Origin of the sequence: Dyella halodurans (assembly GCF_026283925.1) — a bacterium.
GTDB lineage: Bacteria > Pseudomonadota > Gammaproteobacteria > Xanthomonadales > Rhodanobacteraceae > Dyella > Dyella halodurans.
In genome coordinates this window covers 136,503-156,568 of the sequence record NZ_JAPDPF010000008.1, presented here as the reverse complement: position 1 = coordinate 156,568, position 20,066 = coordinate 136,503, and the positions used below count along the sequence as shown (strand labels likewise).

The 20,066-nt window shown below is 64.9% G+C and carries 17 protein-coding genes; 3 read left to right on the top strand and 14 right to left on the bottom strand.

Going from position 1 to position 20,066, the window contains the following annotated elements:
* Positions 1–3 precede the first annotated feature (3 nt).
* From OUZ49_RS16255 to gspE, 6 genes are all read right to left on the bottom strand, one after another.
* Entirely contained in the window at positions 4–687 is a 684-nt protein-coding gene (locus tag OUZ49_RS16255) for a prepilin-type N-terminal cleavage/methylation domain-containing protein (RefSeq protein WP_266151614.1), read from the bottom strand.
* Positions 684–1,085: a type IV pilus modification PilV family protein gene (locus OUZ49_RS16250; RefSeq protein ID WP_266151613.1), complete on the bottom strand. Its 402-nt coding sequence runs from the start codon at positions 1,083–1,085 to the stop codon at positions 684–686. The genes OUZ49_RS16255 and OUZ49_RS16250 overlap by 4 nt, the downstream gene beginning before the upstream one ends.
* Positions 1,082–1,549, bottom strand: coding sequence for a GspH/FimT family pseudopilin (locus OUZ49_RS16245; RefSeq protein WP_266151612.1), 468 nt, complete (start codon positions 1,547–1,549; stop codon positions 1,082–1,084). Before OUZ49_RS16245 ends, OUZ49_RS16250 begins: the two co-directional genes overlap by 4 nt.
* Positions 1,550–1,614: 65 nt before the next feature.
* The gene (gspG, locus tag OUZ49_RS16240) at positions 1,615–2,040 is read right to left on the bottom strand and encodes a type II secretion system major pseudopilin GspG (protein ID WP_266151611.1); all 426 of its coding nucleotides are present in this window, start codon (positions 2,038–2,040) and stop codon (positions 1,615–1,617) included.
* A gap of 57 nt (positions 2,041–2,097) precedes the next feature.
* Entirely contained in the window at positions 2,098–3,315 is a 1,218-nt protein-coding gene (gspF, locus tag OUZ49_RS16235; RefSeq protein WP_266151610.1) for a type II secretion system inner membrane protein GspF, read from the bottom strand.
* A gap of 249 nt (positions 3,316–3,564) precedes the next feature.
* Positions 3,565–5,298, bottom strand: coding sequence for a type II secretion system ATPase GspE (gspE, locus tag OUZ49_RS16230; protein ID WP_380005271.1), 1,734 nt, complete (start codon positions 5,296–5,298; stop codon positions 3,565–3,567).
* Between the two features lie 334 nt (positions 5,299–5,632).
* Between gspE and OUZ49_RS16225 the strand changes: the two genes are divergently transcribed.
* Positions 5,633–6,421 carry a TatD family hydrolase gene (locus OUZ49_RS16225; protein WP_266151609.1) on the top strand — a complete coding sequence of 263 codons (789 nt, stop codon included), beginning with the start codon at positions 5,633–5,635 and terminating at the stop codon, positions 6,419–6,421.
* A gap of 7 nt (positions 6,422–6,428) precedes the next feature.
* Here the strand turns inward: OUZ49_RS16225 and OUZ49_RS16220 are convergent, their stop codons facing one another.
* The 4 genes from OUZ49_RS16220 to OUZ49_RS16205 form a co-directional block, all read right to left on the bottom strand.
* Positions 6,429–6,965, bottom strand: coding sequence for a pseudouridine synthase (locus tag OUZ49_RS16220; RefSeq protein ID WP_266151608.1), 537 nt, complete (start codon positions 6,963–6,965; stop codon positions 6,429–6,431).
* 43 nt (positions 6,966–7,008) lie between these two features.
* Entirely contained in the window at positions 7,009–7,899 is an 891-nt protein-coding gene (locus tag OUZ49_RS16215; RefSeq protein WP_266151607.1) for a class I SAM-dependent methyltransferase, read from the bottom strand.
* Positions 7,900–8,126: 227 nt separating this feature from the next.
* Positions 8,127–9,239: an S-(hydroxymethyl)glutathione dehydrogenase/class III alcohol dehydrogenase gene (locus tag OUZ49_RS16210; RefSeq protein WP_266151606.1), complete on the bottom strand. Its 1,113-nt coding sequence runs from the start codon at positions 9,237–9,239 to the stop codon at positions 8,127–8,129.
* A gap of 115 nt (positions 9,240–9,354) precedes the next feature.
* Positions 9,355–10,287, bottom strand: coding sequence for a LysR substrate-binding domain-containing protein (locus tag OUZ49_RS16205; RefSeq protein ID WP_266151605.1), 933 nt, complete (start codon positions 10,285–10,287; stop codon positions 9,355–9,357).
* A gap of 107 nt (positions 10,288–10,394) precedes the next feature.
* Here OUZ49_RS16205 and OUZ49_RS16200 point away from each other — a divergent pair, with 107 nt between their 5' ends.
* Together OUZ49_RS16200 and OUZ49_RS16195 are read left to right on the top strand one after the other, a co-directional pair.
* Positions 10,395–10,586, top strand: coding sequence for a hypothetical protein (locus OUZ49_RS16200; RefSeq protein WP_266151604.1), 192 nt, complete (start codon positions 10,395–10,397; stop codon positions 10,584–10,586).
* Positions 10,587–10,665: 79 nt separating this feature from the next.
* On the top strand, positions 10,666–11,610 hold the full coding sequence (locus tag OUZ49_RS16195; protein WP_266151603.1) for an aldo/keto reductase: 945 nt from the start codon (positions 10,666–10,668) through the stop codon (positions 11,608–11,610).
* Positions 11,611–11,766: 156 nt separating this feature from the next.
* Here OUZ49_RS16195 and OUZ49_RS16190 read toward each other — a convergent pair whose 3' ends face one another.
* The 4 genes from OUZ49_RS16190 to OUZ49_RS16175 form a co-directional block, all read right to left on the bottom strand.
* On the bottom strand, positions 11,767–12,834 hold the full coding sequence (locus OUZ49_RS16190; RefSeq protein WP_266151602.1) for a TraB/GumN family protein: 1,068 nt from the start codon (positions 12,832–12,834) through the stop codon (positions 11,767–11,769).
* A gap of 75 nt (positions 12,835–12,909) precedes the next feature.
* On the bottom strand, positions 12,910–14,133 hold the full coding sequence (gene chrA / locus OUZ49_RS16185) for a chromate efflux transporter (protein WP_266151601.1): 1,224 nt from the start codon (positions 14,131–14,133) through the stop codon (positions 12,910–12,912).
* 244 nt (positions 14,134–14,377) lie between these two features.
* Entirely contained in the window at positions 14,378–16,615 is a 2,238-nt protein-coding gene (locus OUZ49_RS16180) for an NADP-dependent isocitrate dehydrogenase (protein WP_266151600.1), read from the bottom strand.
* A 256-nt stretch (positions 16,616–16,871) separates the two neighbouring features.
* Positions 16,872–19,988, bottom strand: a complete 3,117-nt coding sequence (locus OUZ49_RS16175) for an efflux RND transporter permease subunit (protein WP_266151599.1) — start codon at positions 19,986–19,988, stop codon at positions 16,872–16,874.
* Between the last annotated feature and the right edge of the window lie 78 nt (positions 19,989–20,066).

Genomic DNA, 20,066 nt, shown 5'->3' with positions numbered 1-20,066 from the left:
GCCTCATTGCAGACTCCGCGGCTGCAGGCCTTGCAGCAGGTTCGCCTGGCCTTGGGTCGCAGTGGGATCGACCCGCAACGGCGCCTCCAGCAACGGCCATGAGCTGGTTCCATCGAGTGTCAGGGCAATGCGCACGATGCGCGGCATCACGCGACTGTCGTCCCAGTGGTTGCGCCACTGACCCTTGGCTTGTGCCGTGTCGGGCTCGCGATAGCTGAAACGGCCGCCACGGATATCTTCCACCAGCACTTCAGGCTCACTCAACGGACGGGGCGCACTACCGTCGGGCGGCATCAGCGCAAAACTGGCCTCCAATCGCGAACCGCCCTTGCCATTGGGCACCAGCTTCAGCTGCTGCAACTGCGGCCCCAGCTTGCCGAGATAGCCCGGCAAAGAGGCCACGAAGCGCATCTCGTGTTCGTCGCCACTGAAATAGATCGGGTCACCGTTATCGGTTTTCGCCAGCGGCACCGCACGCGCCTGCGCCAGCTCACGGCGCAGGAATTGCTGGGCGGAGCGCACCTCGTCCAGGCGGCTGATGGCGGCTTCGCCGGAACGCACCGTCTGCGTGGCCGTGCGCACGCCCGAATACACGCCCAGCAACAACAGCGCCAGCAAGGCGAGCGCACCCAGCACTTCCAGCAGGGTGAAGCCGCGCGCGCCTGCGGCGCTAGCTGCCGGCCTCATGGTGAATTCGCCGCTGAGGGATTCAACACGCGCAGCGTGCTGAAATGCGCGGAACGCTCACGCGGGCGACTGCCCCAGAACACGTCGAGATCGAGCTTGACCATGCGCACCTGGGCATTCGGCGCGACCGGCCCGGGGCTCCATGGCGTCACCACCAGGTGCCAGCGATAGCGCTCGTCGAAGCGACCATCGCTGCTGCCGAGCCGCAATGGTGTGTCGATATCCACCGTGTCGAGCTCGCTGCGCGCCCACAAGGCCGCCTCGCTGTGGTCCGCGGCATTGCGTGCAAGACTGATTGAACCGCCCGCCACTTTCATCAGCGCGGCAAACGTAATCGCCAGCAGCAGGATCGCCGCGATCACTTCCAGCAGGCTAAAGCCGCGGATACGCCGTTTCATAGCTTCGCGCTCGTATCGACCACGCTGACGGCGCCGGTCAACCAGGACACGTTGACCTGCCAGCGTCGGCGCTCACGCTGCAGCGTGACATGGCCACCCGTGGAGCTCCCATCCGGAAAGAAGCGGATGCGCCCGGTGGTGGCATTGACCTGGTCTTCCTGCGCGCTGGTGATGCCGACGCGCATGCCCGATGGCAAACGCACCACCTCGCCACCGGCGGGCCGGTAAGTATTCGCGCGCGTATCCACATCGAAGCTGCGCTCTTCGCCATGCACGATGGCCTGCGCGCGCGTCGCCCGCAGGGCTGCCGCCAATTCGCCACTTGCCGCGCTCACGCGCGCACTCGCCAGGCCTTGCGTCACGGACACCGCAACGGCGGCGGCGGCGATGCCGATCAACAGGATCACCGCCAGCATTTCCAACAAGGTGAAACCGGGGGCGAGGGATGGGTAGCGCGGGCGCAAGCCCGCACGGCGACCGCAAGCTTGTGCGCTTGCGCCCCCGCTACCCACGTCCCGCCCCCACCTTTTCACTGCCAGTTACCCACGTCCGCGTTATAGCCGTCGCCGCCAGGCTGTCCGTCCTGACCGTAGAAAATCAGGTCAAAACTGCCATGGTCGCCCGGGTACTTGTAGCCAAAGTCGTGACCCCACGGATCGTGCAGCTCGGACTCCTTCGCATAAGGGCCCTGCCAATTGCGCGCATTGGCCGGCTTCACCAGCAGGTCCTGCAGTTGCTTCGGCGGCGTGCCGTTGTCCAGCGCGTAGTTCTCGATCTTCTGGCTGAGCGTGGTGAGCTGCGCCTTGCCGGCGCCGTACTTGCCCTTGTCGACGTTCTTGCCGACCTGGGTCACCACCACGGCGCCGATGATGCCGATCAGCACGATCACCGCCAGCATTTCGAGCAGGGTGAAGCCGCGTGCAGTGCTGAGACGACGGTTAGTCCTTTGTTGCATGTCCAGGTACCTCGTGGAATCGGGGAGTCGGAGTGGTGTGTTATCGGACAGCGCGGCTTACTGAATGTTGCTGGTAAGACTGAGCAAGGGCAGCAGGATTGCCGCCATGATGATCGCCACCAGCACGGTCATCACAATGGTCAGTGCCGGCACCAGCGCGGCCAGCAAACGATCGATGGCGCGACGGCTTTCCAGTTCGAAGGTGTCGGCCACCTTCAGCAGCATGGTGTCGAGTTGGCCGGCTTCCTCGCCTACCTGCACCATCTGCAGGGCCAATCGCGGAAAACGCTGCGACTGTGCCAGCGAGAAGCTCAGGCCGGCGCCACCCTTGACCTGCTCCGCCGCCTGTTCCAGCGCCTGGTCCAGCGCACGATTTGCGGTGACCTGGCGCGCAATGGTCAGTGCCGAAAGCAGGGGCACGCCATTCTTCAGCAGGGTGCCGAGCGTGCGCGCGATACGCGCGGTCTGCACCTTCAGCAACAGCGGACCGACGACACGCAGGCTGAGCTGCCGCGCATGCCATGCCAGCAGCGTCGCCGGATCGCGCAGCCGCGCACGCGCCACCAGCACGCCCACCACCAGCAGGATCAACAGCAACCACCACCACGTCTGCAAGGTATTGCCCACGGCCAGCACCAGCTGGGTGATCAGCGGAATCGGCACCTGCATGTCCTGGAAGATCGGCACGAATTGCGGCACTACGTACGCCAGCAACAGCAGCAACGAGCCCAGCACACCGACCATCAGGAAGGCCGGATAGATCAGCGCATTGATGATGCTGCCGCGCAGCTGCTGCGTACGCTCCAGGTACTCGGCCAGGCGGCGCAGGGTGTCTTCCAGCGAACCGCCGGCCTCGCCCGCGCGCACCAGGCTGATATAGAGCTTGGGAAACACGCCGTGCTCTTCGTCCAGCGCCTGCGACAGCGGCGTACCGCCGCGCACGCGATCACGCACCCGCTCGATGAGCTTCTTCGCGCGCTCACTCTCGGGTAGCTCCAGCAGAATGCCCAACGCACGATCCAAGGGCTGGCCCGCGCCGAGCAGGGTGGCGAGCTGATGGGTGAACTGCGCGAGCTGGTCGCCGGTGAACGGGCCTCGCCGGAACAGTGCCGCCAGACCGCTGCCGTCGACTTCGGCACCCGCAGCCTGGGCGTCCAGCGGCGTGTGCCCCTGATCCTGTAGGCGACTGATCACTTCCTCGAGGCTGCTGGCCTCCATCTGGCCTTGCAGCGTCTCGCCGGCAGCGCTGATGGCGCGATAGCGGAATTGGCTCATGCTCGAAACCTCCTCTCCCCTTCGGGGAGAGGATCGAGGTGAGGGGCGGGTGCTCGCGGTAAAACAGTTATTCCCTCACCGTCATCCCCGCGAAAGCGGGGATCCAGTGCCTTTGGATGTCGCGCAAGGCGAGAGCTTAAAGACGCTGGATCCCCGCTTTCGCGGGGATGACGTAGACGAAACATACGCGCTCTCGCGAGCACCCGCCCCTCACCCCAACCCTCTCCCCAGAGGGGAGAGGGAGAAAACTCACGATTCCTGCGTGACACGCAACACCTCCTCAAGGGTGGTGATGCCCGCTACGGCCTTGGCGATACCGTCCTCGTACATGGTGCGCATGCCTTCGGCGCGGGCCTGGCGTTCGATTTCGCCGGCATCGGCGCGTTGCATCACCATGCGGCGCAAGGGATCGCTCATCACCAGGAATTCCATGATGGCGCGGCGCCCACGATAACCGGTCGGGTTGGCCGCGCTGCTGCCTGGTTTCCATAAACGGATCGGACGCTCGTCGGTGTACTTGTACAGCTCGAACTGCTCGACCACTTCAGGCAACGCCTCATACGACGTCGCCGTCTCAGGATCGAGGCGACGTACCAGTCGCTGCGCCAGGATGCCGTTGACGGTGGAGCCGAGCAGGTAATCCTCCACGCCCATATCGAGCAGACGCGTGATGCCGCCGGCCGCACTGTTGGTATGCAGGGTGGACAGCACCAGGTGGCCGGTGAGCGCGGACTGGATGGCGATGCGGCAGGTTTCCAGATCGCGCATTTCGCCGATCATGATCACGTCCGGATCCTGGCGCACGATGGAGCGCAGCGCACCGGCAAAATCCAGCCCGATCTGCGGCTTGACCTGGATCTGGTTGATGCCCTCGATCTGGTACTCGACCGGGTCTTCGACGGTGATGATCTTCACGTCCGGCGTGTTGATCTGCGACAGCGCCGTGTACAGAGTGGTGGTCTTGCCCGAACCGGTCGGGCCCGTGACCAGCAGGATGCCGTGCGGGCGATCTAGCACGTCGACGAAGCGCTGCTGGAAGTTGTCGGTGAAGCCCAGCGAGGCGAAGTCGAAGACCACCGACTCACGGTCGAGGATACGCATCACCACCGATTCGCCAAAACTGGTCGGCACGGTAGATACGCGCAGATCCAGCTCCTTGCCCTGTACGCGCAGCTGGATGCGACCATCCTGCGGCAGGCGACGCTCGGCAATGTTGAGCTTGGCCATGATCTTCACGCGCGAGATCACCGCGGCGGTCGAGCTGGATGGCGGCGCCTCCACCTCGTGCAGCACGCCGTCGATGCGATAGCGCACCTTCAGGCGATTCTCGAACGGTTCGATATGCACGTCCGACGCGCGCTGTTCCACCGCGCGTTGCAGGATCAGGTTCACCAGCCGGATCACGGGCGCCTCGGAAGCGAGGTCACGCAGGTGTTCCACGTCATCCTCGACCGCCGCGCTGCCGTCCAGGTTCTCGACGATGGTGCCCATCGCCGAGCGGCCGGAACCGTAATAACGTTCGATCAGGTCGTCGATCTCCGAGCGCAGGCCGACGCGCAGCACCACCGGTCGGCCGGCGGCGAGCTGGATGGCCTGCAGGGGGTAGGCATCCGCCGGATCGGCCATCACCAGGCCCAGGCCATCCTCATCCACTCGCACCGGCACCACGTGATGCTGCTTGAGGAAGCGGCTGGATACGTCCAGCTCCGTTGGCGGCAGTTCGGGTGCCTCGCGGGCAGCCAGCAGCGGCGTCTGCAGCAGCTCGGACCAGGCTTCGGCCAGGTCGCGCTCGGACACCAGCCCCAGTCGGGCCATCAGGGCGGTGAGGGTGCCTTCGGGGGACTCCTCGTGTAGCCGGCGCGCCCGCGCCAGGTCGGAGTCTTTCAGCCGCCCGCGCGAAACCAGCAACGCGCAGACCGCTGCTTCCTGGCCATCCATCGCCCGCCCCTCCTTACCCACCACCGGCTTTGCGACTGCCGACATACGTACACCCCGCTCGGAAACCCGGCAATATGCCCATTCCACGCCGCCCCCAACGGCATCGAAGGCTCATTGTTAACACACCCGTTGGCCGCTAAGCGAGCACGGTTCCTCACGACGCATCACCCTTATCGACCATATGCGGATGATCACGTTCGACCCGCCTCCAAGAAGCCTAGACAGCGGATATGACCATTCGGTGCCTTTGACGACATAAGCGTCCCAGCCGGTTCAGGAATGCGCCCGCTGCCACGGGCCCAGTTCTCCAACAAGCTCGGCGTGTGCGGCCATGGCGGCAGTCTGGGACAATCGCCCTTTTTAGCGGTCCATCAAGCCCATGCAGTTGCTCGATATCGGCGCGAATCTCACCCACGAATCGTTCCACCACGACTTTGATGCCGTGCTGCAGCGTGCGCATGCGCATGGTGTGGCGCGACTTATCGTCACCGGCGCGTCGCGGGATGGCAGCACGCACGCCCTCGCGCTGGCGCAGAAGCATCCGGGCGTGCTTTACGCCACGACGGGTGTGCATCCGCACCACGCGATCGACTACGACGATGCCACCGACGCGCTGATGCGCGAGCTCGCCACGCACGCGGAAGTGCGTGCCGTCGGCGAAACAGGGCTGGACTACAACCGCAACTATTCGCCTCGCGACGTACAACTCGCGGTGTTCGAGCGCCAGCTGCAGATCGCGGTGGACGTGCAGAAGCCGCTATTCCTGCACCAGCGCGATGCGCACCATGATTTCATTGCCTTGCTGCGCCGTTACCGCGACAAGCTGCCGGGCGCCGTCGTGCATTGCTTTACCGATACGGGCGAAGCCTTGCGTGACTATCTCGCGCTGGATTGCCATATCGGCATCACCGGCTGGATCTGCGACGAACGGCGTGGCACGCATTTGCGCGAGCTCGTGAAGGAGATTCCCGCGAATCGCCTGATGATCGAGACCGATGCGCCCTATCTGCTGCCGCGCACCGTGCGGCCGCAACCTGCCCATCGACGCAATGAGCCGATGTACTTGCGGCATATCTGCGAAGAAATCGCGCGGGATCGTGGCGAGCCGGTGGAAGTCGCGGCGGCCAACAGCACGGCGACCGCAGAGGCGTTCTTCGGGCTGGCCTGAAGCGCCCCTACAGGGGGATGACGCGGGTTTCTCCGGGGGGCAGCCCGTCCAGCGCGTGCGGGCCGATGCGCTCGCGGATCAGGCGCAGGGTGGGGAAACCCACTGCGGCCGTCATGCGCCGTACCTGGCGGTTGCGGCCTTCGCGCAAGGTGATGCGCAGCCAGCTGGTAGGTATCAGCTTGCGAAAGCGCACGGGCGGATCTCGCGGCCACAGCCAATCCGGTTCGACGGCGTGTTCCGCGCCTGCCGGCAGCGTGGGGCCATCATTGAGCACGACGCCACGCCGCAGCGCTGCCACCGCATCGTCGGTGACCTGGCCATCGACCTGCACCAGGTAGGTCTTGGGCTGCTTGTGCTTAGGGTCGGTAAGGCGATGCGCGAGGCGACCATCATCGGTCAGCAGCAGCAAGCCCTCGCTGTCGTGATCGAGCCGGCCGGCCGGATAGACATCTTTCTGCGTGACGAAGTCCGCCAGCGTGCGGCGGCCGTCCGCATCGCTGAACTGGCACAGCACGCCATAGGGTTTGTTGAGCGCGATCAGCATGCGGCTTCGATCGCGCGCCAGCTCGGCGCGCGATCGTCGTCAATCACGGCGACTTGGCCGGCGCTTCAGGCTTCACGAAACGCAGGGTCATGCGATCCGATTCGCCGATGGCGAGATACTTGGCCTTGTCCTGATCACCCAAGGTGAGCGTGGGCGGCAACGTCCAGACGCCCTTGGCGTAATCCTTGGTGTCCTTCGGATTGGCGTTGATCTCGCTTTGTTCTTCCAGCTTGAAGCCGGCGTCGGTCGCCAGCTTCACCACGAAGCCGGTGGGCAGGTAGCCGCTTTCCTTGATGGTATCGACGTTGGCGTTGTCCGCCGCGCGATGATCCACCACGCCAAGCACGCCGCCCGGACGCAAGGCGGCATAGAACGCCTTGAACATCGCCGGTGCGGTATCGGCCATCACCCAGTTGTGCACGTTGCGGAAGGTCAGGATCAGGTCGGCCGAACCCGGCGCACCGAATGCCGGCGCCTTCGGGTCGAACTCCAGGATCTGCGCCTTGCCGAATTGCGCCGGATTGCCGGCGAACTTTTCGCGCAACGCGGTGACATCGCGGCGCGCTTCGCCATCCTCTTTCGGCTTCTGCACGGCAGCGATGTAATGACCGTTGTCGCGCAACAGCGGTGCGAGGATTTCGCTGTACCAGCCGCCACCCGGGGTGATTTCGATCACCGTCTGATCCGGCCGCAGGCCGAAGAACTGCAGCGTGGCCTTGGGATGGCGATAGACATCGCGCGCCCGGTTTTCCGCCGAGCGCCAATCGCCTGCCAGCACCTGATCCAGCCGCGAGGCGGTGAAATCGGTGGCGCTGGTCGGCGGCACGAGGGCGCCGGCCGGTTGATCCTGCGACTGCGCATCAGCCGGCGCGGACGAGCCGCTGCAAGCCGCCAGCAGCAACGCTGCCAGACCTGGAATCACACGCTTATTCATCGACAACCCCTAGATGGAACAGATCGGGAAACATGGCTGCACGGCAGGCTAGCACGCAGCTTGCCGGGCGCCACGTATACGAATGGTGGATGGACCGCAGCTGCCCGTGCAGCGCCATCTCGCCCCGCCGAAGATCCTGGCAAGGACTCAACGGCGACGGATGGCGGCAGCAGAGCACACGACGCTAAAGCCAGGCTTTCATGCAGCCAGCCCAGGCCTTCGCCTGCTCAGTAGTGGATCACCGAGCGGATCACCTTGCCCTCGTGCATCAGGTCGAACGCCTCGTTGATGCGCTCTAGCGGCAAGACCTCGGTGATCATCTCGTCAATCTTGATCTCGCCGGCCATATAGCGATCCACGTAACCCGGCAGCTGCGTGCGCCCTTTGACGCCGCCAAAGGCCGAGCCCCGCCACACGCGGCCGGTCACCAGCTGGAAGGGGCGCGTGCTGATTTCCTGCCCGGCGCCTGCCACGCCGATGATGATCGACTCGCCCCAACCCTTGTGGCAGCACTCCAGTGCCGAACGCATCACCTGCACGTTGCCGATGCACTCGAACGAGTAGTCCACGCCGCCGTCGGTAAGGTCCACGATGACCTGCTGGATGGGCGTGTCCGGATAGTCCGTCGGGTTGATGAAGTCCGTCGCGCCCAGCGCCTTGGCCATGACGAACTTGTCCGGGTTGGTGTCCACCACCACGATGCGCCCGGCCTTCGCCATGACCGCCCCCTGCACCACCGACAGTCCGATGCCACCCATGCCGAACACCGCCACGCTCGCACCCGGCTCCACCTTGGCGGTATTGAGCACGGCGCCGATGCCAGTGGTGATGCCGCAACCGAGCAGACACACCTTTTCCAGCGGCGCCGCCTTGTTGATCTTCGCCAGCGAGATTTCCGGCAGTACGGTGTATTCGCTGAACGTGCTGGTGCCCATGTAATGCAGCAGCGGCTTGCCGTTGAGCGAGAAGCGCGAGGTGCCGTCCGGCATCAAGCCCTTGCCCTGGGTCACGCGGATCTTCTGGCACAGATTGGTCTTGCCCGAGAGGCAGAATTTGCACTCGCCGCATTCGGGCGTGTACAGCGGAATCACGTGATCGCCGACTTTCAGCGAGGTCACGCCCTCACCCACTTCTTCGACGATGCCGCCGCCTTCGTGGCCGAGAATCACCGGGAACATGCCTTCCGGATCGGCACCCGACAAGGTGAAGGCGTCCGTATGGCACACGCCCGTCGCCACGATGCGTACCAGCACCTCACCGGCCTTGGGGCCAGCGACGTCGACGTGTTCGATAGTGAGAGGTTTACCTGCTTCCCAGGCGACGGCGGCGCGAGATTTCATGGGATTTACTCCGGGGGATGGGGGAGGATGCAATGGGGAATGATGACGTTTTGGGGCGCGATGGGAAACCTTGCGCTTGAGCGGGGCTGGACCTTTTCGCGCACAGGATGCGTTTCTAAGAGAAGTCGGGCGCGGCAGCCTTCAGGCCCACCGACGACGTCGCGTAGGACATCGTCCGCGCATACGCCGCGGCCTCCCCATGCAGCCAATCGCGAAAGATCCGCAGGCTTGCGTGGTCCCTCGCCCGCTCCGGATACACCAGAAAATAAGCCTCCGGAATCTGCAGGTAACGGTTGCCCAGCACCTGCAGCAAGCCTGCCTCGATCAACGGCCGCGCCATCACCATGCGTCCCAAGGCCACGCCCATGCCCTCGCTCGCCGCGCGCTGCAAGGCATCGGTGTTGTCGAACTGGGCCACATAGCGCCTGGGTGGTTGGCCGCCGGTGGCCGTGAACCAGTCGCGCCAGCGATCGCCGGGATCGCCGAGCAGCGGCCACTTGGCGAGATCGAGGGGATCGACACCACGCATGCGTTCCAGCAGGGCTGGCGCTGCCACCGGGGCGATCCATTCGTCGAACAGGCGCTCGGTGATCAGGCCGGGCCAGGGACCGCGGCCATAACGCATCGCCGCATCCACCGGATCGCGATCGAAATTGACCAGTTCCACGCTTGATTGCAGGTTGAGTTCCAGCTCGGGATGCGCCGCCACCAGGCGTGCCAGGCGCGGCACCAGCCAGCTGGACATCACGCCGGGAATCGCACTGAGCGTCAGCGCTTCCTCGCGGCGGACCCGGTAACCCGACAGGGCGCGGTCGATCCCTTCAAAGTGATGGCCCACCGCTTCCATCAGACGGCGTCCCTCCGGGGTGAGCTGCACGCCGCGCGGGCCACGATCGAACAGCCTGCGCTCCAGTCGCTGTTCCAGCTGGCGCACTTGATGGCTGAGTGCACTGACCGTGAGGTTGGCCTGTTCGGCCGCACGCGAGAGGTTGCCCAGGCGGGCGACCTGCACGAACTGTTGGAGAAGATCCAGCGAGACACGCGCCATATTGAAATTCCCTCAAGTCTGGCTTGTGAATATATCGCTTTTGCGGCGCATGCGAGGCTCCTATCTTGAATCACCCAAGACACATGGCAACACGAAGGGAGGACGTCATGAGCTCGCTCTGGACTGACCTGTTGTTCATGCACGGCTACATCAGCAATGCCGAACTGGCGCGCCGATTGGCCGAAACGCCGAAGTCCGACCAAAAGCCCAGCGGAAAGCGGGAACGCTCGAACAGGCAGGCCGCATCTGAGGGCTCGGCACGCCCCGCACTGGTTGCCGGCGACTGCCTGCCGACTTGATTCGCCGCGGGGTCGCTACCACGTCGAGCGGGTACGCCCGCTGCATCCCGCGGCGGGCACGCTAGCAAGGACTTCGCCCATGCAGCTCCGCCCACTTGGCCGATCCCCACTTTCCGTCGCACCGCTCGCCTTCGGCGGCAACGTGTTTGGCTGGAGCGCCGACGAACGACGTTCGTTCGAACTGCTGGATGCCTTCGTTGATGCCGGCTTCAACCTGATCGATACCGCAGACGTCTACTCGGCCTGGGTGCCGGGCAACCGCGGCGGCGAGTCCGAGACCATCATCGGCAAGTGGCTGAAGCGCAGCGGCAAGCGCGACAAGGTGGTGATCGCTACCAAGGTGGCGAAATGGGCCGAGCACCCGGGCCTGTCGCCGATGAATATCAACCAGGCGGTGGATGGTTCGCTCAGGCGGCTGCAGACGGATCACATCGACCTGTACCAGGCGCATGAGGACGATGCGACGGTGCCGCTGCATGAAACCCTCGGGGCATTCGCGCGGCTGATCGAGCAGGGCAAGGTGCGCGTGATCGGCGCGTCCAATTACGGCGCCGACCGCTTCGGCGAAGCGCTCGCCGTTTCCGCACGAGACAACCTGCCGCGCTACGAAACCCTGCAGCCGGAATACAACCTGGTCAATCGTGCGGCTTACGAAAAGGAACTCGAGCCGCTGGTCGTAGCCGAGAACATCAGCGTGATCAACTACTACGCGTTGGCCAGTGGCTTCCTCAGCGGCAAGTACCGCAGTGAAGCCGACCTGGCCAAGAGTGCAGCCCGCGGCGGCTCCGTGCAGAAGTATCTCAATGCGCGCGGGCTCGGGATTCTCGCCGCCCTCGACAAGGTGGCGACTGCGTACGGCGCGACAGCCGCGCAGGTGGCATTGGCGTGGTTGATGGCACGCCCGAGCGTGACGGCGCCGATTGCCAGTGCTACCAGCGTTGCGCAGTTGAAGGAGCTGGCTGGGGCGGTGAGGCTGCAGTTGAGTGCTGAGGATATCGCGACGCTCGAACGAGCGAGCGCTTGACCTTCCTTCCTCTCCCCTTTGGGGAGAGGATTGAGGTGAGGGGCGGGTGCTCGCGACGAGGTCGCATGAGAGCCGGCTTTGAACTAACGCGATCGCAAGATTGACCCCTCACCCCAACCCTCTCCCCAAAGGGGAGAGGGAGCTACGAGCTAAGAGCTACTCGCTGCCGTCTGGCGCTTCTACCTGATAACCCTTCGCCTTCAGCTGCGCGATCAGACCCTTCGCCGACAGCACTTCCTCCATCGGCAACATGGCAAAGGTTTGCGTGTTCGTGTTCAGCGCCTGCTCCGCAGCGCCCAGCCAGATCGCCTGGGCTTTCTGCTGGATATCGCTGAAGCCCAGCTGCTTGGCGAAGCCTGCTTCGGTGACCGCGGCAATGCACGCTTCGCGCTGATCATTCATCGGCAGGCCGCGCAGCGCTTCGAGATCACCCGTGGCCCAGGCATTCGCGCGCGCCGTGATGCGGCCCAGATCGTGTTCCACGGTATCGAGCGTGCGCCCAAAACATTCCAGGTCGTCCATGGGCGAAGCCTTGAACGTCTTCACCGCCGCGCGCGGCTCATCGATCATCATCGTGTAACGCGCCGTGCTGACCTTCACGCCATGCTTCTTGGCCAGTTCGCGCACGGTGTCCTTCACGCCGCCCGAGGAGCTCAGTCCGCTGCGCTTGATCGCCTTGTCGTACAACTCGACCGCCGCGAAGATCGGGCGCCAGTCTTCCACGCTGCGATCGCTACCGATGTATTGCTGCTTGAGCACTTGCCAACGCGCGTATTCCGCCGCGGGCACGACTTGCTGCAGGCGTTGGCCATCGGGATTCTTGCGGGCGCCGATCAACGAGGGCAGCAGGAACAACTTGCCGAAGAAATTCGTCTTGGGCTTCAGCGCCACCGACGGCGGTCCCAATACTTCCTGCGAGTCGGCGATGGTCTGCTCGACTTCGTCGGTCTTCCATTGCATGTGCTCGGGCAGCGGCGACAAGGTGCCCAGCACCCACATCACGTGATCACCCTTGCTCACCTTCCACAGGCCCGGTCCCGGCTGGATGCCACTGACCGTCACGCCCTCGAGATTGGTGACCTGAGATGGCGCCGGAGCCGTTGCCCCGGGCGGCGGCGCGTTTTGTCCGAACACCGGTGCCGCCCCCGCCAGAACGAGCAGAGCCACAGCCATCGCCCGATGCAGGCGACGACGGTTCAAGGTGCGACAGGCGGTCCGATTCATCGAGCGTGCTTCCTTCGGGGATCTGCATTCTGACCATGGCGCGACAGCACCGGTTCCTTGGCGGGAATCATCCATTCAGCGGCCCAGCCAAGGGCCAAGACAGGCGGCGGCCACGCACCAGAGCACGGCGGCCCATGCAGGCTGCTGCGCCAGCGCGAGCATCGCAAAGCCACAGGCGGCGATCACGATGTCAGCCGGTCCACCGATAGTGCCCGTCCACACGGGATGATAGAACGCGGCGGCAAGCAGGCCGACGACTGCCGCGTTGATCGAAGCAACCACGCGTACCGCTTCGGCGCGCGCGGAAAGTCGCTGCCAGAACGGCAGCACGCCGCTCAGCAGCAGAAAGCCCGGCAGGAAGATCGCAGCCAATGCGACCAGCGCGCCAGTGACACCACCCTGCCCGCCCTGCATCTGGCTGCCCAGGTAGGCGGCCAAGGAGAACATCGGTCCCGGCAGGGCCTGCGCCGCGCCGTAACCGGCGAGGAAGCTGCCTTCGTCCACCCAGCCCGGCGCTACCAAGGCTTGCCGCAACCACGGCAGCACCACGTGGCCACCTCCGAAGACCAGTGCGCCCGCGCGATAGAACGCCGCGCCGATCTGCACGAGCAGCGCGCCGCGCGTACCCACGCCCCACGCCAACAACAACAGGGCTGCATAGAGGGATAGCAGCACAATGGCCACGCGATGTCCGTAGCGCGGCGTGGGTGCGGCATCGCGATGCGCTACAACGTTGCGGCAGAGCCACGGCGCCAGCAACGCGGCGAGCACGATCACCAACAGCTGCATCCACGCCTGCGGCTGCCACAGCAGGATGGCCGCCGCGCCCAGTGCGAGCGCGCGGCGCGGCCAGTCGGGCGTCAGCGTGCGCCACATGCCGAGCACGCCCTGCGCCACCACGACCACCGCCACCAGCTTGAGCCCGTGCAGCAGAGACTGCCCCCATGCGCCATGCAGATAGGGCGCCCACCAGGCGAAGGCGAGCATCAGCACGGCCGACGGCAGGGTGAAGCCGACGAAGGCGGCGATAGCCCCCGGCCAGCCTGCGCGCAGCAAGCCGATGGCGAAACCAAGCTGACTGCTCGCCGGGCCCGGCAGGAATTGGCACAACGCGAGCAATTGGGAGAAGCGCGCGTCGTCGAGCCAGCGTCGCTGTTCGACGAAGGCGCGCCGGAAGTAGCCCAGGTGTGCGATGGGGCCGCCGAAGGAGCGCAGGCCGAGGGCGAGGAAGACGGTGAAGACTTCCGTGGCGCGGCCGGTGGGTGCGGTGGACTCGCTCGGGATGGGCACGCTGCTCATGGGTGGGAGCGTAGCGCAGGTTGCTGACACGCAAAGGTGCGCCGGATCCGCGTCGTAGCCAACACTCGTCATTCCAGCGGCTCCTAACAGCCGAAGGGCTGGTCAAGCTGGAATCCAGTGCCTTGGGGTGCGTCCAAAGTCGCTGGATCCCAGCTTTCGCTGGGATGACGAATAGATGCGGCGGGGCCGTAACGAAAGAAGGCCGCTTGCGCGGCCTTCTTTCCGGTACATGACGACCTGACGATCAGCCCGCTGCAACCAGCGCCGCGAGTGCATCGTTGAACGTCGCGCTCGGACGCATGGCCTTGCTCACCAGCGCCAGGTTCGGGTGGTAGTAACCCTGGATCTCCACGGACTTGCCCTGCGCACCGTTCAACTCGCCGATGATCTTGGCTTCGTTGTCGGCCAGCGTCTTGGCCAACGCGGCGAACTTCGCCTTGAGCTTGGCGTCGTCGTTCTGCGCGGCCAGTGCCTGCGCCCAGTACAAGGCCAGGTAGAAGTGGCTGCCGCGGTTGTCCAGTTCGCCGACCTTGCGCGCCGGCGACTTGTTGTTGTCGAGGATCTTGCCGTTCGCCTCGTCCAGCGTCTTGGCCAGCACGCTGGCGTCCTTGCTGTGGTAGCGGTTGCCGAGGTGCTCGAGCGAGGCGGCCAGGGCCAGGAATTCGCCCAGCGAATCCCAGCGGAGGTAGTCCTCTTCCAGGAACTGCTGCACGTGCTTCGGCGCCGAGCCACCTGCGCCGGTTTCGAACAAGCCGCCACCGGCCATCAGCGGCACGATGGAAAGCATCTTGGCGCTGGTGCCCAGTTCCATGATCGGGAACAGGTCGGTGAGGTAGTCGCGCAACACGTTGCCGGTGACCGAGATGGTGTCCTGGCCCTGGCGGATGCGTTCCAGCGAGAAGCGCGTGGCTTCCACCGGCGACATGATGCGCATATCGAGACCGCTCAGATCATGGTTCTTCAGATACTGCTCGACCTTGGCGATGATCTGGGTATCGTGCGCGCGCTGCGGATCGAGCCAGAACACCGCCGGCGTGTTGCTCAGGCGCGCGCGGTCCACCGCCAGCTTGACCCAGTCCTGGATCGGCGCGTCCTTGGTCTGGCACATGCGCCAGATGTCACCCATCTCCACCGCCTGTTCCAGCAGCACCTTGCCGGCCTCGTCGATGACCTTGACCACGCCGTCGGCGGCGATCTTGAAGGTCTTGTCGTGCGAGCCGTATTCCTCGGCGGCCTGCGCCATCAAGCCCACGTTCGGCACGCTGCCCATGGTGGACGGGTTGAACGCACCGTGCGCCTTGCAGTCCTCGATCACCACCTGGTACACGCCGGCATAGCTGCGGTCCGGAATGATCGCCTTGGTGTCCTGCAGCTTGCCCTCGGTGTTCCACATCTTGCCGGAGTCGCGAATCATCGCCGGCATCGACGCATCGACGATCACGTCGCTGGGCACGTGCAGGTTGGTGATGCCCTTGTCGGAATTGACCATGGCCAGCGCCGGGCGCTTGGCGTACTCGGCCGTGATGTCGGCCAGGATCGCGTCCTGCTGTGGCTGCGGCAGGCTGCCGATGCGCGCGTACAGGTCGCCGATGCCGTTGTTCGGGTCGAAGCCGATGCTCTTGAGCGGGTCGGCGTGCTTGGCCAGCACGTCCTTGTAGAACTCGGTCACCACCACGCCGAACATGATGGGGTCGGAGACCTTCATCATGGTGGCCTTCAGATGCAGCGAGAACAGCACGCCCTGCTTCTTCGCGTCCTCGATCTGCGCGTCGATGAAGCTGGCCAGCGCCTTCTTGCTCATCACGGCGGCGTCGATGATCTCGCCATCCTTCAGCGCGGTCTTCTCCTTCAGCACGCTGTGGCTGCCATCCTTGCCGAACCACTCGATCGACACGTTGCCGCCCTTGGCGACCACGGTGGACTTCTCGCTGCCGTAGAAATCGCCGCCGTCCATGTGCGCCACGTGGGTCTTCGAGTCCGCGCTCCAGGCCCCCATCTTATGCGGGTGCTTGCGTGCGTAGTTCTTCACCGAGAGCGGTGCGCGGCGGTCGGAATTGCCTTCGCGCAGCACCGGGTTCACGGCGCTGCCCTTGACCTTGTCGTAGCGCGCCTTGACGTTCCAGTCGCTGACGTCCTTGGGGTCTTCGGGATAGTCCGGCAACGCGTAACCCTGGCCCTGCAGTTCCTTGATCGCGGCCTTCAGCTGCGGCATCGAGGCGCTGATATTGGGCAGCTTGATGATGTTCGCTTCCGGCGTGGTGGCCAGCTGGCCCAGCTCGGCCAGGTCGTTGGCGATCTTCTGGTCGTCCTTCAGCACATCCGGGAACAGCGCAATGATGCGGCCGGCCAGCGAGATGTCGCGGGTTTCGACGGCGATGCCCGCCGTGCTGGTGAAGGCTTCGACGATCGGCAGCAAGGACGCCGTGGCGAGGTACGGAGCTTCGTCCGTAAGCGTGTAGATGATCTTCGGCGTGTTCGACATTTCTGCAATGACCTCGCGGGTTACGGCATGACCAAAAGGGGGCGTGCGGACGCTCGATTCGTCCGGAGCCATCCGACATGGGGTCGGAAGTGGTGGACGAAAGCCCCTTATTGTCACGATTTCGCCCGGAGGGCGAAAGCACGCCGCCCCCGACAATGCGCAAGAGTATGGTGCCCCAGCCTTTTTTGTAGGAGCGCACCCTGTGCGCGATAAGCCTACGGAGCGGCGACGCCGTGATCGCGCACAGGGTGCGCTCCTACACAGCCGGCACGGGTCGGGGCTGGCGATGCCGCAGTCGCCACGCATGCACGCGATCGGCGAGGCAGGTGAAGATCACGTACAGCGCCGGCGTGCTGAGCAGGGTCAGGCTCTGCGAGATGATCAGGCCGCCGATCAGCGCGATACCCAGGGGACGGCGCAGGTCGGAGCCCTCGCCCAGGCCCACTGCGATCGGCACCGCGGCGAGGATCGCCACCATGGTCGTCATCATGATCGGGCGGAAGCGCACCATGCAGGCCTCATAAGCGGCATCCATGGCGCTCAGCCCGCGCTCGCGGCGCGAGACCAGGGCGAAGTCGATCATCATGATGGCGTTCTTCTTCACGATGCCGATCAGCAACACCAGGGCAATCTGCGCGATCACCGACAGCTCGGTATTGGTGAGCCACAACGCGAGCAGCGCACCGACGCCGGCGGCCGGCAGGGTCGAGAGGATCGTGACCGGGTGGATCAGGCTCTCGTACAGCATGCCGAGCACGATGTAGACGGTGACGACGGCGCCGAGCAGCAACCACAGCATGCCGCTCTGCGATTGCTGGAAACGCCGGAAATCGCCGCCGATGTTGATGCGGATATCGCCCGGCAGGCGCATCTGCGAACCGGTCTTCTGGATGATCTGCAGCGCTTCGCCCATGCTCACGCCAGGCGCGAGGTTGAAGCTCATGCTCATCGTGGTGTACTGGTTTTCGTGCGTGACCTGGGTGGGCGCCAGGCCCGGCTCCTGCCGCGCGAACGCGGTCAGCGGCACCATCGTGCCGTTGGTGCTGGCCACGTAAAGCGCATCGATGGCGGCTGGCGTCGCGGTCTGGTTCGGCAGCGCGTTGACCACCACCTTGTACTGGTTGAGGTCGGAGTAGATGGTGCTGATCTGGCGCTGGCCAAACGCGTTGTAGAGCGCGCCGTCGATGGTGCCGATGCCGACGCCCAGGCGTGCCGCCTTGTCGCGGTCGATCACCACGTTCTGTTGCAGGCCGGCGTCGTCGACGTCGCTGCCGACGTCCTTGAGCTTGGGATTCTTCTTCAGCTCGGCCACCAGCTTGGGCAACCACAGCTGCAGCTCTTCGGGATCATCCCCTTGCAGGGACACCTGGTACTGCGCACCCTGGCTGGTGCCGCCACCGCCGAAGCTGGGCAGATCCTGGATCGGGCGCAGGCGCACGTTGAGGTCCGGATAACGCGCGGCCTTGGCACTGAGTCGCGCCAGCACGGCGAAGGTGTCGTCCTTGCGGCCCTGGGCGTGCGTCTTCAGCTCGATGTCGAACGAGCCGGAAGCGCCCTGGCGACTGGTGCCCAGGCGGGAACCGACGCGGGCGACGTCATGGTCCTTCAGCAGCATGTCGATCAGCCGCTGTTGGCGTGCCACGGCATCCTGGAATGATACGGTCGCTCCCGAGGTGGCACGGCCGCGAATCAGTCCCGTGTCCTGCGGCGGGAACATGCCGGTCTTGACCACACCAAACAACAGGATCGTCACCACGATCAGCGCCAGCGGGGTCAGGGCAAAAGCCAGCGTGTGCTTCAACGAGAACTTCAACGCGCGCGAGTACACGCCAAGCAGGGCTTGCTGGAAGTTCTCCAACGCGATGCCGACGCGCGTGGTCGGCTTGTCGTCTTCATGGCCGCTGAGGAACTGGCCGCACAGCGAGGTGGTAAGCGTGAGCGAAACCAGCGCCGAGACGATGATCGCCGCCACCAGGGTGATGGTGAATTCCTTGAAGAACAGGCCGGTGATGCCGCCCATGAACAGAAGCGGGATGAACACCGCCACCAGCGAGGCGGTAATCGACACGATGGTGAAGCCGATTTCCTTCGCGCCTGCAAGCGCCGCGTCCATGCGCGTCATGCCCTGGTCGATATGGCGCACGATGTTCTCGATCACCACGATCGCATCGTCCACCACGAAGCCGATCGCAATCACCAGCGCCAGCAGGGTCAGGTTGTTGAGCGTGTAACCGAGGATGTACATCGCGATCGCCGCGCCAGCCAGCGACAGCGGCACGGCCGCCGTGGCGATCAGGGTCGGCGCAAGCCGGCGCAGGAACACCGCCATGGTCAGCATCACCATCAGCAGGCTGATCAGCAAGGTGGCCTGCACTTCATGCAGCGAGGCGCGGATGGTCGGCGTGCCGTCGAAATACGGCGTCAGCGTGGTGCCCGGCTGCAGATAGCTGCGCAGGATCGGCACCGCCGCCTTCACGCGGTCCACCGTGCCGATGATGTTGGCGGTCGACTGCCGGTAGACGTACATCAGGATGGCCGGCTTACCCTGGAACCAGGCCGCCTGATAGGCATCCTGCAGGCCGTCGTAGACCTTGGCCACGTCCGACAGGCGCACCGGCACGCCCTTGTTCGACGCGATCACCAGGTTGGCGAAGTCTTCGGCCTTGTGCAGCGAGTCATTCGCGGTGACCGCCATGGTGGTCTTGCCGTCCGTCAGGAACCCCTGCGGCGAGGTCACATTGGCCGCGGTCAGCGCATTGCGCAGCTGGTCGGGCGAGAGACCCAATGCGTTGAGCTGGCGCAGGTTGACGTCGACGCGGATCGCCGGCGTGGCGGCGCCGAGGATGTCCACTTCCGACACGCCTTCGAGCTGACGCAGGCGCTGCGCCAGCAGCGAATCGGCCACGTCGTACAGATCGCGCGCCGATTGCGTGTCGGAGGTCAGGGCGAACGCGATGATCGGGTCGTCGTTCGGGTTGGCCTTCTGGTAGCTCGGTGGCGCATTCAAGCCACTGGGCAGGTCGGACTGGGCCGCATTGATGGCCGCCTGCACATCGCGCGCAGCCGCATCCAGATTGCGGCCGGTGTTGAACATCATGAACACCTGCGTGCTGCCCAGCGAACTGGACGAGCGCAAGGTGTCGATGCCGGGCACCTGACCCAGATGCCGCTCCAGCGGTGCCGCCACCGTGGTCGCCATGGTGCCGGCGCTGGCACCGGCCTGGCTCGCCTGCACGAAGATCACTGGGAACTGCATGTTCGGCAGCGCCGCGACGCCGAGCAGCAAGTAGCAGATCAGGCCCACCACGAAGACGCCGATGGCGAGCAGCGAGGTGCCGATCGGGCGGCGAATGAAGGGGCCGGAGATGTTCATGCAGTCAACGAACCACGAAAGTCGCCCTGCGCGCAGGGATGTTCAGGGAAGCGGGACGCCAGGGCTTGGCGTACGCGG

What these genes read in the sequence shown, in the direction of transcription:
- OUZ49_RS16255 (WP_266151614.1), bottom strand. Translation starts at nt 687, where the DNA reads ATGAGGCCGGCAGCTAGCGCCGCAGGCGCGCGCGGCTTCACCCTGCTG.
- OUZ49_RS16250 (WP_266151613.1), bottom strand. Translation starts at nt 1,085, where the DNA reads ATGAAACGGCGTATCCGCGGCTTTAGCCTGCTGGAAGTGATCGCGGCG.
- gspG (WP_266151611.1), bottom strand. Translation starts at nt 2,040, where the DNA reads ATGCAACAAAGGACTAACCGTCGTCTCAGCACTGCACGCGGCTTCACC.
- gspF (WP_266151610.1), bottom strand. Translation starts at nt 3,315, where the DNA reads ATGAGCCAATTCCGCTATCGCGCCATCAGCGCTGCCGGCGAGACGCTG.
- gspE (WP_380005271.1), bottom strand. Translation starts at nt 5,298, where the DNA reads ATGTCGGCAGTCGCAAAGCCGGTGGTGGGTAAGGAGGGGCGGGCGATG.
- OUZ49_RS16225 (WP_266151609.1), top strand. Translation starts at nt 5,633, where the DNA reads ATGCAGTTGCTCGATATCGGCGCGAATCTCACCCACGAATCGTTCCAC.
- OUZ49_RS16220 (WP_266151608.1), bottom strand. Translation starts at nt 6,965, where the DNA reads ATGCTGATCGCGCTCAACAAACCCTATGGCGTGCTGTGCCAGTTCAGC.
- OUZ49_RS16215 (WP_266151607.1), bottom strand. Translation starts at nt 7,899, where the DNA reads ATGAATAAGCGTGTGATTCCAGGTCTGGCAGCGTTGCTGCTGGCGGCT.
- OUZ49_RS16210 (WP_266151606.1), bottom strand. Translation starts at nt 9,239, where the DNA reads ATGAAATCTCGCGCCGCCGTCGCCTGGGAAGCAGGTAAACCTCTCACT.
- OUZ49_RS16205 (WP_266151605.1), bottom strand. Translation starts at nt 10,287, where the DNA reads ATGGCGCGTGTCTCGCTGGATCTTCTCCAACAGTTCGTGCAGGTCGCC.
- OUZ49_RS16200 (WP_266151604.1), top strand. Translation starts at nt 10,395, where the DNA reads ATGAGCTCGCTCTGGACTGACCTGTTGTTCATGCACGGCTACATCAGC.
- OUZ49_RS16195 (WP_266151603.1), top strand. Translation starts at nt 10,666, where the DNA reads ATGCAGCTCCGCCCACTTGGCCGATCCCCACTTTCCGTCGCACCGCTC.
- OUZ49_RS16190 (WP_266151602.1), bottom strand. Translation starts at nt 12,834, where the DNA reads ATGAATCGGACCGCCTGTCGCACCTTGAACCGTCGTCGCCTGCATCGG.
- chrA (WP_266151601.1), bottom strand. Translation starts at nt 14,133, where the DNA reads ATGAGCAGCGTGCCCATCCCGAGCGAGTCCACCGCACCCACCGGCCGC.
- OUZ49_RS16180 (WP_266151600.1), bottom strand. Translation starts at nt 16,615, where the DNA reads ATGTCGAACACGCCGAAGATCATCTACACGCTTACGGACGAAGCTCCG.
- OUZ49_RS16175 (WP_266151599.1), bottom strand. Translation starts at nt 19,988, where the DNA reads ATGAACATCTCCGGCCCCTTCATTCGCCGCCCGATCGGCACCTCGCTG.